The following is a 15,286-nucleotide window of genomic DNA, read 5'->3' on the forward strand; positions in this document are numbered from 1 at the left end:
AATGGTGGATGAGGGTGGATTCGAACCACCGAAACGAAACGTAACAGATTTACAGTCTGCCCCCTTTGGCCACTCGGGAACTCATCCTCAATTGTGTATCGGCACTCACCGACAAACATTAGTATACATATTTCTCGCCATGCCTTCAACTTCAATTTTACTCATTTAAGCTAATTATCCCTCTATTACATCATTTTCATGCGTTTTTCTCACATATACTAAGCTATTTAAACACAACTAATTTTCTATTAAAAATCTACTTCCTAGACATATTATAATTTTATATAGTAAAGTTCTTAAGGTGCTAAATAAGAATCCAATTTATCCATATCAATAAACTTATCAGCTATCTTCTTTACAGTCTTATATTCATCTTCCGGAGTTTTTTCCTTCACCATAGATATAGCATCAACTATGCCTTTTTCTTGATCCTTCGCATATAAATATTCCTTAATTTTATCATAATCAGAAATACTTAGATGACGTGCTACTGAAAGTAGCTGTGTTTTTTCTTTAAAACTTAAACTTGGCAATATATCATATGTATTTACCTTAAATAAGCTCTTATAATTTTCATTTAGCTCTCTTTTTTTCTCAGACTTTTCTAGCATTTTTTCAATCTCTTCTTTATTAACTTCATTTGATATAGATTTATTTTTATCATTTTTGCTCATTTCCTCAAACTTTCTTTCATATCGTTTTGCTTGACTTACATCATTATAACTCTTGTTATTTCTATTCTCTTCTGGTAAAACTTTAACAGTTTTATTTATTGATTCTTTATAGTTAGATACATCATCCTTCTTATTAATCACACTATTTAAAACCTCATCCGGACTATACTCTACATTTATACCCTTAACAGTAAAAAGTTCTTCCCTAAGCTTACAACTAGACACTACCATAGCACTTATAGATATAATCGTAACTGCTGATAATATAAAAATATTTTTAGCAGTTTTATTTCTTCCTATATATATATTGTCATTAAAATAAATTCTTCTATTATCAGATTGTTTTTTATTGTTTTTACACATATTCTCACCTCATTTTTAATAAGATTTATATAGATTTACATTGTGCTATATCTAAATTATACCTTTTATTTTTTTTTCTATACTTTTGATAATAATTAAAATATTTAAATCATATATATAACTTCATAGGGGGTGATAAATTGAATAGTGTAAAAGTTTATTATGAAGATCCTTTAGCATATTATAAATTAGCTTTTCACTTAAAAAACTTCATAAAAGAAGACACTATAATCATCTGTATAGGTACAGATAAATGTATAGGCGATTGTTTAGGACCTTTAGTTGGAACCTATTTAAAAGAAAAGAATTTCCCTCTTCCGGTCTTCGGTACTATAGATGAACCAATACACGCACTTAACTTAAAAACTAAGGTTCCTGAGTTATTAAAATTGTATCCCAATAGTACAGTAATCGGAATAGATGCATGTCTTGGATCTGAAAGCAATATTGGTGACTTACAACTAAGAAATGTTCCAGTTACACCTGGTAAAGGAGTTGGTAAGACTTTACCTAAAGTAGGCGATTTATCAATTGTTGGTATTGTAGATTCTAGTGATATGGCAGAAATGTTTTTCCATACAAATATTAGACTTAATCTAATAATGAATATGGCTAATGTTATTTCAGACTCATTGATTCATGCCTATTATTTACACTCAACCGACAAATAAGTTCTAAGAAATTAGTAATATTTATCTTGATAGAATGATTTATATAAAGTTTTTTATAATTAAAAATACTTTGATTTCAATTTAAAACACTTTACTTTCACTATTGATATAATTATTATTTCAATTTCACATATTTAAATTTAAAAGCAACAAAAGCTACGGTAAGTTCTTAACCATAGCTTTTATTTTTTATTAATATTTTTTTACTACATAGTCTAATGTTTTACCAGTACCGAATGCAACACAAGAAATAGAATCCTCAGCTACATATACTGGAACCTTAGTATAATCCTCTATTAATTTATCTAAACCACTTAACAGAGCTCCTCCACCAGTCATAACTATACCCTTATCAGCAATATCTGCTGCTAACTCTGGTGGTGTTTTTTCTAATACTGAATGAGTACACTCTGCAATAGCATTAACTGCCTCACTAAGTGCTTCTCTCATCTCACTTGAAGAAACTTCTAAGTTTTTAGGAAGACCTGTAACTAAGTCTCTTCCTCTTATCTCCATAGTCTTTTCTTCTCCTGTATCATATACACAACCTATGTTTATTTTTAAATCCTCAGCTGTTCTTTCACCTATCATTAGCTTATGTTTCTTTCTAATGTACTTTATGATAGCCTCATCAAATTCATCACCAGCTATTTTAATGGATTGTCTAACAACCATTCCACCTAATGAAATTACAGCAATATCAGTAGTACCTCCACCAATATCTATTACCATATTCCCACTAGCCTTTGCTATATCTAAACCAGCTCCAATTGCTGCTGCTACTGGTTCTTCAATTAACTCTACAGTTTTTGCTCCAGCATTTCTAGCAGCATCTTCTACCGCTCTTCTTTCAACTTCAGTAGCTTCACATGGAACACAAATTACCACTCTTGGAGTTGTTCTTCTATGTCCACAAGCCTTCTTTATAAAATGTTTTAACATTTTTTCAGTAATATCATAATCTGAAATAACTCCATCCCTCATAGGTCTTATAGCTACTATATTTCCTGGAGTTCTACCAATCATCTGTCTTGCTTCTTCTCCTACAGCAAGCACTCTTCCATTTGTTTTATCAATTGCTACAACCGATGGTTCCTTTAATATTACGCCTTTTCCTTTTATATAAACAAGAACCGTAGCTGTACCTAAATCGATACCCATATCTGTTCCCATACCAAAAAAAAACATACCCTTTCACTCCTGCTCTTTAGTATTTTACATACTAGTTATATAATTTTTAAAATCCTCTTTAGTTATATTATATATATTTTTCTAAGTAATACAAACATAAATCTCAATATATTGACAATTTCAGATAAAATTAACTTGCTGCCTCTGTCTTATATTTGAGTTTTGTGGCTTTTCCACCCCTAATATGACGTTCAGATTTGTTTATATCCAAAATATTTTTAGCTTGTTCAGCTATTTCTTGATTTATTTTAGGTAGTCTTTCTGTCATGTCCTTATGTATTGTACTTTTACTAACTCCAAAAACTTTTGCTGTCTTTCTTATTGTTGATTTTGATTCTATAATATATTTAGCTACTTCCAATACTCTTTCTTCAATATAATCCTTCACGATTAATTTCCTCCTTAAATTCATAACTACAAAATACATTTATTTATTTCCTTATTTTTATTTCAATATTTAAAATTTTCAAATTTTAGTTTTTGAAAATTAATTTATAAGATTGTAATTTTTTAGTAATAACATAATCATATAATTCCACTGATAAAGCTTTAGTATGTACACATTTTATTTTTTAATGTATTTTTCATAATGGTTTATAAATAGTCACCCCTTTACTTAGAAGTGACTATTTATTTTTTTATTAAAACTAATATTTAATAAATTTTTCTGGATTAATATAGCTATTATTTTTATCTAGCTCTTCAAAGCTTCCTGAGCCTTCTAATATAGAAAAATGTAAGTAATCTACATTTTGTTTTTGAACATTTTCTCCTTCACCTGATTCTTGAGAAAGAGTTCTTAAAGTTGTATTACCAACCTTACCTATTTCTTGACCTGATTTAATTTGGTCACCTACTTTTACAAGGTAATCTCCATCTAAGTTAGAGTAAACTGATTTATAACCATTATTATGATTTATAACTACCATGTTACCGTAGCCCTTTGGATCCTCGCCTACTAATTCAACTACACCATCAGCTGCTGCTAATACTGATGTACCTAAATCACTTTTTATATCAATCCCAAAATTTGTTTTATAAACCTTAACATTTTCATTTCCTGATGCATTTTGTAATACTGGAACTTCTGAGTATCCTTGTGCAACACTACCATCTATTGGTTTATTGAAGGACACATTTTGTGAAGATACTGATGAAGTTTCTTCATTAGCTACTAAAGATTTACCACTTTTATGTATTTCAACTTCTGCAGTAGCACCATCTGTTTCTCCTTTTACAAATAATGCATTGTCCTTTTCTCCCTCTGAACTTACCTTTTCATCTGTTTTAACATTAGCATTTGCTTCTGTATGTGACTTTTTACCTGAAGCCACACCATTGTTGATAGTAATAGCTGTCACTACAGCTATTGCACATAAGCATATGAATAATGCTACATAAAATCCTTGAGTTTTTAATAATTGTTTAAACTTGTTTGGTTTTTCCATTTCAAACACCTCCTAATCATATTTTTGTCCAGAACTTAGAAATTAATACAATCCTTATGAATTTTTTTCTTAATTTTTATCAACATTCTTCTCTCTTTTTTTACATATTTATACCTCATAAATATTCATTTGAATAAAAAAAAGAAAATAAAAAGGTTATTTTACTTACCTTTTTATTTTCTTTCTTTTAATATTTATTGAATTATAAATGTTTATTAGCTTAATTCTATTAAAATATACAACTATAAGCTTAAGATTTTATAATATATTAAGTACTATACTAAATTAAAATCATTAACATCTTATAGTGAATTTTTATACCTAATATATTCTGTAAATATCTCTATTTGTATTTGAGCTCTGTTATTTGACAGCCACTATAATAATGTTTTAATATTTCTTCACTACTTTTTCCTTCTTTCCCCATTATATTAGCTCCCCACTGACTCATCCCTACTCCATGCCCATATCCTTTACATTTGAAGTTAACAAGTCCCTTTGTAAAATCCACATTAAAATTAGCTGAACTTAATCCGAATAACTTTCTTATTTCTGTACCTGCAAAAGTAGTATTTCCTATTTTTATTTCCTTTACACTTCCACCTTCTGTTCTGCTTAAAATCTCCATTTCTTTGCTAATATCAGATACATAAAACTCACTATTTACTGACTTAAGCTTATTCTCCATATCAATATCTGTAAAGGATGCTTCTGTCTCATATTTAGGTGCTACCTCTTCCCCCTTGCTTTCTACACTTTTTAGATATGGAAGACTTTCTTTAAATACTTCTTGGCAATTTTCAGTCTTTCCTGAACTTGTTGAGAAATAAAAGGCTTTTATTAAAGCATCATCATAGGTTAAAACTTTTCCCTCTGTATTGTGTACAGCATCATTTACCTTTTTCCAATACGCATCTACTTTATCTTGATCCCAAGCTTTAAATCTTTTTTCTTTATTTATATAAGCTTGGCAATGTACTTCATCACATAAATCTGCTCCTTTTCCTTGCGCACATTTATGTCCACCTGTAGACTCCAAATGAGCTAAGGTATATGTTCTAGCTGCTATTGCTTGTGCCTCTAAAGCCGATTCACTGAAACTTGCTGGCATTTCTGCAGATACAACTCCTACTATGTAATCTTCAAGATTCATTTCTACAATTTTATCTTCCTTAGTTAGGTATAGTTTTATTTTCGTATCAAAAACTTGATTACTAATACCTATTTTTTTACTATCCTCTTTAGGTTTTTCCTTATGCTCTTTACTCTCAGCTTTAACATCATTTTTTTCATTGGATTGCGTCTTAGGCTTTCCTAATAATAAAAAAGTAATTAATATTAAAAAAGCTACAAATGCACCCATAACTATAAGTAGATTTTTAAAATGTACCAATATTATTCTATTTTTCAAATTCTCCTTCCTCCCCACTTAATTTAAAACATAAATATTCTTACATAAATTTCCTTCTATAAATAGTTATGATTTTTACGATACTTTTATAACTTAAAATAAAAAAAATCACCATTAAACTAAACGGTGATTTTTTTTATTATATTTTACACATCAATTCTCTTTATATCTGCACCTATTTTTTTGAACTTTTCTTCGATTTTCATATATCCTCTATCAATATGATGAACATCATTGACAGTTGTTTCTCCTTCTGCAATCAAACCAGCTAAAATCAATGCCGCTCCTGCTCTTAAATCAGTTGCTACAACATTAGCACCTGTTAGTGTATCAACACCTTGAACAACAGCGCTTCTTCCATCTATTTTTATATTAGCACCCATCTTAACTAATTCACTTACATGCATAAATCTATTTTCAAAGACAGTTTCTGTTATTATGCTTGTACCTGGAACTACACTTAATAATGCTGTAAACTGCGCTTGCATATCTGTTGGAAAACCTGGATGAGGCATAGTTTTTATATCTACAGGAATTAATGTACCTCTTCCATCAACTATAAGTGTATTCTCACCTATACTATCAATTTTAAGACCCATTTCCTTCAACTTAGCTAAAACAGCTTTTAAGTGTTCCTCAACTGCTCCTTTTACTGTAATCTTACTTTTAGTTATAGCTGCAGCTACTATAAATGTTCCTGCTTCTATTCTGTCATATATAGGAGTATACTCTATATCCATACAAGGTTTCTTACCTCTTATTGTGATAGTCTCTGTCCCAGCACCACTTACATCAGCACCCATAGCATTTAAGAAATTAGCTAAATCTACTATCTCTGGTTCCTTGGCTGCATTTCTTATTACAGTTTCTCCCTTAGCTGAAGTTGCCGCCATCATTATATTTTGAGTTGCACCTACAGAAGGTGAATCCAAGTATATATCACTTCCCTTTAATTCTTTTGCCTTAACTTCTACATATCCATGATATTTTTCCACCACGGAATCAAGAGCAGCAAAACCTTTCAAATGTAAATCTATAGGTCTAGAACCTATTTTACATCCTCCTGGAAATGATATTTTAGCTCTGTTAAACCTAGCAAGCATTGCTCCCATTATAACAAAGGATGCTCTTAATTTTTGTACTAATTTATCACTAGGATCAACATCCTTTAAATTCCTACTGTCTATTCTTAATTCTCCTATTTCAGTATTAAAATCTATCTCAGCCCCTAAAGACTCTAATATTTCACACATTATAAAAACATCTTCTAATAAAGGTATATTTTTCAAAACAACTATACCACCATTCATAACTGAAGCTGCTATTATAGGTAATACTGCGTTTTTAGCTGAACTTATTTGAACTTCTCCACTAAGTTCATTCCCTCCTCTTACGACTATCTTATACATATTTTAATCCTCCATTCGCTATTGCTTTATCTACTGCGTTTACTACTAATATGGAATTATAATTTCCGGTGTACCAATTATTAAATATTTTCCTGATGTATAACTACATAGTGCATAATTTATTTGATTTTCTCTTTCAGTGTTTAAGTTAATTAAAGAAGAATATCCATTATTTAATTCTATAGAATCTATATTCTTACAATCATTTGTACTAAGTTTTTTTTCTATATTTATATTTAAGTTTTGTAAATTTACATCATTAGGTAAGGAAGCTTTAATGTACTCAAAAGATTCCATATTTTGTATTTTATTGTTTATTATATTCATTATCATTGCTTTTAGTGATTCTATACTTAGGTCTTTACTTTTTTCTATTATTTGTACAGTAATAGCACCTTCTTGGGAGCTATAATCTATAAATCCATATAATGTTTTTCCATTAAATTCAATATATTTTCTTTCGTTATCTATTGATATATTCATACTTTCGTCTATAGTTTCTAATTTATTCTTTATTTTATATACTATGTCCATATTTTCCTCTAAAGTAGTGAATCTTACTTTTATTCCTGACTCTATTACTGAAGTATTAGAAATGGATAAAATTTCTTCATATACATCATATTTATTAGCAAATGTAACTTTGTTATTAGATACCAACAAAGCAAAAATAATAAAAATAAATATGCTCACTTTTTTTAATTCTTTCATGACTTTCCTCCAAACATATCTTTTAATAAATTTTATTTTTATTTTTGCTTTAGTTAATATTTATATTTTAATGATTGCCATATAGATTGTTTTTATTCAATTCTTTAAAGGTTTGCATGGAATTTTTTAAGTATTTTTCTCAAAAATAGAAATGCCGAACAAATAGTATTTTAACTACTTGCTCGGCATTTCCATTAAATATTTAATTTAACATCATTATCTTTAACTTTAACAACATATTTACTTAACATAACATTTTAAACTTAACTTTATTCCGCAATTTGTAATCTAGCTAAAGCTCTAATTAAAGAGTATTGTGCTCTTTTCATATCTAGATTATCTTTTTTCTCTTTCAGTCTTTCTTCCGCTCTTTCTTTACTCTTTTCCGCTCTTATCTTATCTATATCCTTTGGCCATTCACAAGCTTCACAGACTATATCTATCTTGTCATTAGCTAAGCTTAATAAGCCAGTAGATATAAATATTTGCTTACTTTCATTATCTATCTTTAAAGTAGCAACATGCGGAATCATTGCCATTACTAAAGGTGTGTGTCCTGGTAGTATTCCCATATATCCACCTTCACCTTTAATTACTAGCTCAGAAACCTTTCCATTGAAAAATCTCTTTTCTGGGGTTAGTATATTTAATTCCATTTCATTCATCTAACATCACCCACAATGCTATTCCATATTTTTAGCTTTTTCTACAACATCCTCAACTGTACCAGCAAACAAGAATGCACTTTCAGGAAGATCATCATACTTACCTTGTAGAATCTCTTTAAAGCTTCTTATTGTTTCCTTTATAGGTACAAATTTACCTTGCATTCCTGTAAATTGTTCTGCAACTGTAAATGGTTGTGATAAGAATCTTTGAACCTTTCTCGCTCTATTAACTACAACTTTATCCTCTTCTGATAATTCATCAACCCCTAAGATAGCTATTATATCTTGAAGTTCTTTATATCTTTCTAAAAGGTGTTTTACTTTAATAGCAACTTTATAGTGCTCTTCTCCAACTATTCTTGGGTCTAATATTCTTGAAGTTGAATCCAATGGATCAACTGCTGGATATATACCAAGCTCAACAATTTCTCTTGATAGAACTGTTGTTGAATCTAAGTGAGTAAATGTTGTAGCTGGAGCTGGGTCTGTAAGGTCATCCGCTGGAACATATACCGCTTGAACAGAAGTTATTGATCCACTAGTTGTAGATGTAATTCTTTCTTGTAATGCTCCCATCTCAGTTGCAAGTGTTGGTTGGTATCCAACAGCACTAGGAATTCTTCCTAATAATGCTGAAACCTCAGCACCTGCTTGTGTAAATCTAAAAATATTGTCTATAAATAATAGTACGTCCTGCCCTTGATCTCTAAAACACTCTGCCATTGTAAGACCAGTAAGTGCAACTCTCATTCTTCCTCCAGGTGGTTCATTCATTTGACCAAATACTAATGCAGTATTGTTTATAACCCCGGATTCTTTCATTTCATTATATAAGTCGTTACCTTCTCTAGTTCTCTCTCCAACTCCTGTGAAAACAGAAAGTCCACCATATTGTTTTGCAATATTGTTTATTAACTCTTGAATTAAAACAGTTTTACCAACACCAGCTCCTCCAAAAAGACCTATTTTTCCTCCCTTTGGATATGGTGCTAAAAGATCAATAACCTTTATACCAGTTTCAAACATTTCTGGTGCAACTGCTTGCTCTGCGAATGTTGGTGCTGGTCTATGAATTGGGTAAGTTTTCTCAGTTTTTACCGGTCCTTCTTTGTCCATAGGTTTACCTAAAACATTGAATAATCTACCAAGAACTTCTTTTCCTACAGGTACACTTATTGGTTTGCCTGTATCTCTAGCAATTAACCCTCTTCTCAACCCCTCAGTTTGTTCAACAGCTATAGCTCTGACAATCTCATCTCCTACGTGCTGTTCTACTTCTGCGGTTATAATTTTACCGTCTAATTCAATCTCAATAGCATTGTAAATATTAGGTAATCCAGCATCAAACTTAATGTCTAAAACAGGTCCTATTATTTGAATAACTTTACCTACTTTTTGTGACATAATTGCCTTCACCTCCACTGTATTTCTGTATTAACAGTGATTAATGTTGTGCTTCAGCACCACTTACAATCTCTGTTATCTCCTGAGTAATAGCACTTTGTCTAATTCTATTATATTGAGTATGAAGCTTCTCAAGCATATCATTAGCATTTCTAGTAGCACTGTCCATAGCTTCCATTCTATAAGCATGTTCACCAGCCTTTGAGCTTATTAAACAAGTTAAAAGAAGTGAAGATACGTAAGTTGTACTTACATTATCAAATATGCTATTTTCATCAGGTTCAAATTCTACATAATTATTTTCATCCTCATTACTATCTTCTATAGTAAAAGGTAGAATTTTTTTTATCGCAGCTTCTCTTCTAACTAATGACTTAGAATTACAGTAAACTATATATACTTCTCCTACTTCATTATTATCATAAAGCTCTAGACACTTTCTCATAACAACATTAACATCTGTTAAAGATGGTAAGTCAGGTATTTCAACATATTCAGCTACAGTATCGACTCTATACTTTTTAAGCATAGTTCTTCCCTTTTGTCCCATTGTTATTATTCTAGAGTGCTCTCTATCTTTTAAAACGAAAGACATAGCTTTGTTAATATTTGCTGCATTATATCCAGCACATAACCCTAAATCTGATGTTACTATGATATATAATTTATTTTCACTTTTATTACCAAGAATATATTTGCTCTCTCCAGAATAACCTCTAATTATTCTTCCCATAGCTGTATCAAGACATTTATGATAATCATGTACTATATCCAATCTTGACTTGACCTTTCTATATTTAGAAGTAGCAACTAAATTCATGGCATTAGTTATTTTTTTTGTATTATTAATAGATTTAATTCTCTTTTTTATAACAGCAAATCCTGTTGCAGACATACTTTCACCTCCTATACATAACCGACTTCAAGGTGAAGCTATTGTGGTGCATTAAATACAATCTTAAATTCTTCTACCGCACCCTTAATCTCATCTTCTAGTTCAGGAGTAAGTTTCTTTTCAGTAGCAATAGTTTTTAAAGCATCTCTATGATAAGTTTTCATATATTCAAGGAACTTTCTTTCAAAAGCCCTGATTGCTCTTACTTCAATATCTGCTAAAAAGTCATTTACAGCAACATATAAAATCACTACTTGTTCTTCTACATTCATAGGTTTATATTGGTCTTGCTTTAATATTTCTATTAATCTCTTACCTTTTTCAAGTCTCTTTAATGAGTCTTTATCTAGGTCTGAACCAAATTGAGCAAATGCTGCAAGCTCTCTATATTGTGCAAGTTCAAGTCTTAAAGTACCTGTAACTTGTTTCATAGCCTTAGTTTGAGCACTTCCTCCAACCCTTGAAACTGAAATCCCTGCATTAATAGCTGGTTTTTGTCCTGAGTGGAATAGTTCAGTTTCTAAGAATATTTGACCATCAGTTATAGAAATAACATTAGTTGGTATATAAGCTGTAACATCTCCTGCAAGAGTTTCTATAATTGGAAGAGCTGTTAAAGATCCTCCTCCTAACTCATTAGAAAGCTTAGCTGCTCTTTCAAGCAATCTAGAGTGTAAATAGAATACATCTCCTGGGTAAGCTTCTCTGCCTGGTGGTCTACGAAGTAATAATGACATTGTTCTATAAGCAACTGCATGTTTAGATAAATCATCATAGATGATTAATACATCTTTACCTTTATACATGAAGTACTCACCCATACTACAACCTGCATATGGAGCAATAAATTGTAGTGGTGCTGTATCTGATGCCGTTGATGAAACAACTATTGTATAATCCATAGCGCCCATTTCTTGAAGTGTATTCACAATTTGAGCAACTGTAGATTGTTTCTGTCCTATAGCAACATAAATACAAACAATATCTTTATCCTTCTGATTTAGTATTGTGTCTATAACTATAGCAGTCTTACCTATTTGTCTATCTCCGATTATTAACTCTCTTTGACCCTTACCAATAGGTACCATAGAGTCTATAGCTTTTATACCAGTCTGAAGTGGTTCTTTAACAGACTGTCTATCTATAACCCCTGGAGCTGCTGTTTCTATCGGTCTTCTTTCTGTAGTTCTTACTTTGCCTTTACCATCAATTGGAATACCTAAAGGGTTTACTACTCTCCCTATAAGGTCTTCACCAACTGGTACATCAACAAGTTTAAAACATCTTTTAACGACGTCGCCTTCCTTGATTCCTTCTTCTGGACCAAGTAAAACGCATCCGACGTTATCTTGCTCAAGGTTTAAGGCCATACCATAAACATTGTTTGGAAACTCTAAAAGTTCACCTTCCATACAATTGTCTAAACCGTAAACCCTTGCAATACCATCACCTATTTGAATAATAGTTCCTGAATCTACTGTTTCTATTTTTGTTTGGTATTTCTCTATTTCCTTTTTTATAATAGAAGTTATTTCTTCAGGTTTTACGTGCATACTTGCCACCTCTTTTCTAGTCAAGCATCAATTTTTTCATTTCTTTAAGCCTGTTCTTAATTGTCCCATCAATAACATCATTATTTATCTTTATACAAACGCCTCCAAGGACGCTTTTATCGATATGTTCTTCTAATATAATATTTTTTTCGTATTTTTTCTTTAGCTTCTCAATTAATGTTGTTTTTTCTTCATCATTAAGTGGAACTACTGTAATAATCTCTGCCTTTAAAGTATCAATACTCTCCAAGTAGATTTTTTCCATCTCTCTTAGTTTTTCTTTTAAATAAAGAATTCTGTCTTTATCTATTAAAATTAATAAGAATGATAGAAGTTCATCATCTACTTTATCTTTAAAAATTCTAGTAAAGATTTGTTTCTTTTGTCCAGTTCCAATTTGAGGATGCTTAATTACCTTTTGAAAGTCCTTGTCATTTTCAATGAAATCAACAATTTCTCTTAAATCTTGTAAATACTCCTCAACTTTTCCCTTACTCTCGGCAACCTTAAACAGTGCTAAAGCATATCTTTTATCTAAATATTCATACATTAGTCATTACCTACCTCTGAAATAAATTCATCGATAATCTCTGTATAAACTTCACGCTCAATATTTTTTGCTAATACCTTTTTAGTAAGCATCATAGATAAATCTACAACACGATCCTTAATATCAGCTTGAGCTCTTTCCATTTCTCTCTTAGCATCTAATCTAGCTCTTTCTCTAATCTTATCTGCCTCAATTTTAGCATCTCCAACTATATCATCATATACGGATTCTGCTTTAAGTTTATATTGATTAACTAACTCATTCCCATCCTTTTTAATTTTAATTAGCTTTTCAGTGCTTTCCTTTTCACGATTTGTCGCTAAAGACAGCTTATCTTCTGCGTTACTATACATATCCTTAACTTCATCTTGTCTTGAAGTTATTAAATCAATAACTGGTTTAAATAGTATACGCCTTAAAATTAAGTAAAGAACCGCAAAGTTAGCCATGGCGAAGATAATTTTACTTACTGTAATTTCACCCACTTTATACAGCTCCCTTCAGCCTATGATATTTTTTTATTTTACTCCTACAAAGATAAGTAAAATTGAAACTAGTAATCCATAAATAGCTGTTGCCTCTGAAAGTGCTCCCCCAACTATTAATGCTGACATTATTTTACCACTTGCCTCTGGTTGTCTTGCTATACTTTCTACAGCTTTTCCTGTAGCGTTACCAGTACCAAGACCTCCTCCTATACAAGCTAATGCTGCTAATCCAGCTCCAAGTGCAGTCATTCCTAAAACAAACTCTTGACCCATAGTTTTGTCCTCCTTCAATTTATACTTTTTACTAAATTACTTTTCTTAAAATTGTAATATCCAAATACTAATTTTAGTGTTCAGATATAATTTTTATATTTATCATAGTAAGCATTACAAAGATAACCATTTGCAATGTACCATCAAATATATCAAAGTAAGCATGTAGTGCTATAGGCACACCAAATTGTGCAAAAATACTTATATGAGCCAATGCCTCATATAATAAATCCATTACCATAGTAGCGGCAAACATATTACCAAATAATCTTAGTGCTAATGAAAGTGGAAAAACAAACCTCTCCATTATATTTATTGGTAATAGTACTGCTATAGGTTTTGCATACCCTCCAAAATAGTGTAATATACCTATCTTTTTAATGGTATACGCTTGAATAACTATAAAACTTATTAAACCTAATCCAAAAGCTACTGAAAAATCAGTTGTTGGTGGTGATATACCAAATAGGCCTATTAAGTTCAAGGAACCTAAATAAATTGCTAATGTTCCTATAAAAGGAGCAAAGCTAAAATAGTTCCCACCCATATTTTCTTTTATTACACCGTGTAGCTTAACTATAAATAACTCTAATACCGATTGTTTTTTATCGGGAAACTTTTTCAAGTTCTTAGTTAAGTAAAATGCAACTCCTATGATTAATAATGATACAACTACTTGAAGTAACATACTCAGTGTAATATGGATGTTCATTCCTTTGAAAGCGAAGCTCCAAATAACTAAATCTTCCATTAACAACACCTTCTTTTAACTTTTTACTTATTAGTCAACCCATATGTCAGCATCCCTAAAAAGTGAGATGAATATCCAAACACATAAGGTATTATATTATATGGATTTACTATAACAGCTTTATAACCTATAAATGCTGCAAAGAAAACCCTTAAAAACATCCCCCCTATTAAAAGTAAAGAGTTCTTGGCGGCTCCCGACAAAGATAAGTTAACAATAACACTATTTATAATAAAATTAAATATTGCTACAGCACAGCCGCTTAAGAAAACTAAAGCATACTGTTTAGTGCTTAATGCTGCTATAATAACAGATATTATTATAGCAATTAGAAAATTATTCATAATTATTTTTTTCATCATAAACTTCACTTCGTCATTCAACTGTTAACCCTCCAGAGTTGACTCAAATTACTTAATATATTATAGTCCCGGGAATTTTATAAATAAAACCCTATATTCTCCTGTATTTTTCTTTATATAAGAGAAAAAATTAATAGGACAAGTTTGCCTCTTAATTAATCTACCTAACTCTTTTTTTCTTCAATTTCCTACTTTTAGAATTAATTTATTTTTTTAACTATCATTTATCTGAAAAAAAATGTTAACAATTAATAAACTTTATTTATTCTCTTGACTTTTTTTCCATTTAAGATACAGGTGTAAAGATACCAAACGGCTTAATTTCAATAATTATAGAATACAAAAGACTTCCTTAACAAATTATCAATCTTTTTACTTATTATAGTTCAATTTTTCTAAAAAATGAATATATTTTTTTCATTATATTCATTTTTCGTAAAGTTTTTTTTAATTCTTTTGTATTT

General features: G+C 30.5%; 17 protein-coding genes and 1 tRNA gene. 1 reads left to right on the forward strand and 17 read right to left on the reverse strand.

Going from position 1 to position 15,286, the window contains the following annotated elements:
- Window positions 1-2: 2 nt before the first annotated feature.
- Window positions 3-87, reverse strand: a tRNA-Tyr gene (locus BUA48_RS15705).
- Between the two features lie 209 nt (window positions 88-296).
- On the reverse strand, window positions 297-1,037 hold the full coding sequence (locus BUA48_RS07320; RefSeq protein WP_072831399.1) for a hypothetical protein: 741 nt from the start codon (window positions 1,035-1,037) through the stop codon (window positions 297-299).
- A gap of 140 nt (window positions 1,038-1,177) precedes the next feature.
- On the opposite strand from BUA48_RS07320, the gene yyaC reads away from it, so the two are divergent.
- Window positions 1,178-1,708: a spore protease YyaC gene (yyaC, locus tag BUA48_RS07325; protein WP_072831400.1), complete on the forward strand. Its 531-nt coding sequence runs from the start codon at window positions 1,178-1,180 to the stop codon at window positions 1,706-1,708.
- Between the two features lie 192 nt (window positions 1,709-1,900).
- On the opposite strand, the gene mreB is transcribed toward yyaC, so the two are convergent.
- The 15 genes from mreB to BUA48_RS07400 form a co-directional block, all read right to left on the reverse strand.
- A complete protein-coding gene (gene mreB, locus BUA48_RS07330) occupies window positions 1,901-2,896 on the reverse strand; it encodes a rod shape-determining protein (RefSeq protein WP_072831401.1) in 996 nt (331 codons plus the stop codon).
- Between the two features lie 133 nt (window positions 2,897-3,029).
- A complete protein-coding gene (gene spoIIID, locus BUA48_RS07335; protein WP_072831402.1) occupies window positions 3,030-3,287 on the reverse strand; it encodes a sporulation transcriptional regulator SpoIIID in 258 nt (85 codons plus the stop codon).
- A gap of 259 nt (window positions 3,288-3,546) precedes the next feature.
- The gene (locus BUA48_RS07340; RefSeq protein ID WP_072831403.1) at window positions 3,547-4,347 is read right to left on the reverse strand and encodes a M23 family metallopeptidase; all 801 of its coding nucleotides are present in this window, start codon (window positions 4,345-4,347) and stop codon (window positions 3,547-3,549) included.
- A gap of 343 nt (window positions 4,348-4,690) precedes the next feature.
- The gene (spoIID, locus tag BUA48_RS07345; protein WP_084666151.1) at window positions 4,691-5,758 is read right to left on the reverse strand and encodes a stage II sporulation protein D; all 1,068 of its coding nucleotides are present in this window, start codon (window positions 5,756-5,758) and stop codon (window positions 4,691-4,693) included.
- Window positions 5,759-5,904: 146 nt separating this feature from the next.
- On the reverse strand, window positions 5,905-7,167 hold the full coding sequence (gene murA / locus BUA48_RS07350) for a UDP-N-acetylglucosamine 1-carboxyvinyltransferase (protein ID WP_072831404.1): 1,263 nt from the start codon (window positions 7,165-7,167) through the stop codon (window positions 5,905-5,907).
- Window positions 7,168-7,212: 45 nt separating this feature from the next.
- Window positions 7,213-7,878 carry a hypothetical protein gene (locus BUA48_RS07355; RefSeq protein WP_072831405.1) on the reverse strand — a complete coding sequence of 222 codons (666 nt, stop codon included), beginning with the start codon at window positions 7,876-7,878 and terminating at the stop codon, window positions 7,213-7,215.
- A 269-nt stretch (window positions 7,879-8,147) separates the two neighbouring features.
- Complete coding sequence (gene atpC / locus BUA48_RS07360) at window positions 8,148-8,543, reverse strand: ATP synthase F1 subunit epsilon (RefSeq protein ID WP_072831406.1); 396 nt, start codon at window positions 8,541-8,543, stop codon at window positions 8,148-8,150.
- A gap of 18 nt (window positions 8,544-8,561) precedes the next feature.
- Entirely contained in the window at window positions 8,562-9,950 is a 1,389-nt protein-coding gene (gene atpD / locus BUA48_RS07365) for a F0F1 ATP synthase subunit beta (RefSeq protein WP_072831407.1), read from the reverse strand.
- A gap of 40 nt (window positions 9,951-9,990) precedes the next feature.
- Window positions 9,991-10,845, reverse strand: coding sequence for an ATP synthase F1 subunit gamma (gene atpG, locus BUA48_RS07370; protein WP_072831408.1), 855 nt, complete (start codon window positions 10,843-10,845; stop codon window positions 9,991-9,993).
- 38 nt (window positions 10,846-10,883) lie between these two features.
- Window positions 10,884-12,398, reverse strand: coding sequence for a F0F1 ATP synthase subunit alpha (gene atpA, locus BUA48_RS07375; RefSeq protein ID WP_072831409.1), 1,515 nt, complete (start codon window positions 12,396-12,398; stop codon window positions 10,884-10,886).
- A gap of 16 nt (window positions 12,399-12,414) precedes the next feature.
- Window positions 12,415-12,948, reverse strand: coding sequence for a F0F1 ATP synthase subunit delta (locus BUA48_RS07380; RefSeq protein WP_072831410.1), 534 nt, complete (start codon window positions 12,946-12,948; stop codon window positions 12,415-12,417).
- Entirely contained in the window at window positions 12,948-13,433 is a 486-nt protein-coding gene (locus BUA48_RS07385; protein WP_072831411.1) for a F0F1 ATP synthase subunit B, read from the reverse strand. The genes BUA48_RS07380 and BUA48_RS07385 overlap by 1 nt, the downstream gene beginning before the upstream one ends.
- A 33-nt stretch (window positions 13,434-13,466) precedes the next feature.
- Window positions 13,467-13,709 carry an ATP synthase F0 subunit C gene (gene atpE, locus BUA48_RS07390; RefSeq protein ID WP_072831412.1) on the reverse strand — a complete coding sequence of 81 codons (243 nt, stop codon included), beginning with the start codon at window positions 13,707-13,709 and terminating at the stop codon, window positions 13,467-13,469.
- Window positions 13,710-13,782: 73 nt separating this feature from the next.
- Entirely contained in the window at window positions 13,783-14,460 is a 678-nt protein-coding gene (locus tag BUA48_RS07395; protein WP_072831413.1) for a F0F1 ATP synthase subunit A, read from the reverse strand.
- 23 nt (window positions 14,461-14,483) lie between these two features.
- Entirely contained in the window at window positions 14,484-14,843 is a 360-nt protein-coding gene (locus tag BUA48_RS07400; RefSeq protein ID WP_072831414.1) for an ATP synthase subunit I, read from the reverse strand.
- Between the last annotated feature and the right edge of the window lie 443 nt (window positions 14,844-15,286).

This window comes from Clostridium collagenovorans DSM 3089 (genome assembly GCF_900130005.1).
Lineage (GTDB): Bacteria > Bacillota > Clostridia > Clostridiales > Clostridiaceae > Clostridium_D > Clostridium_D collagenovorans.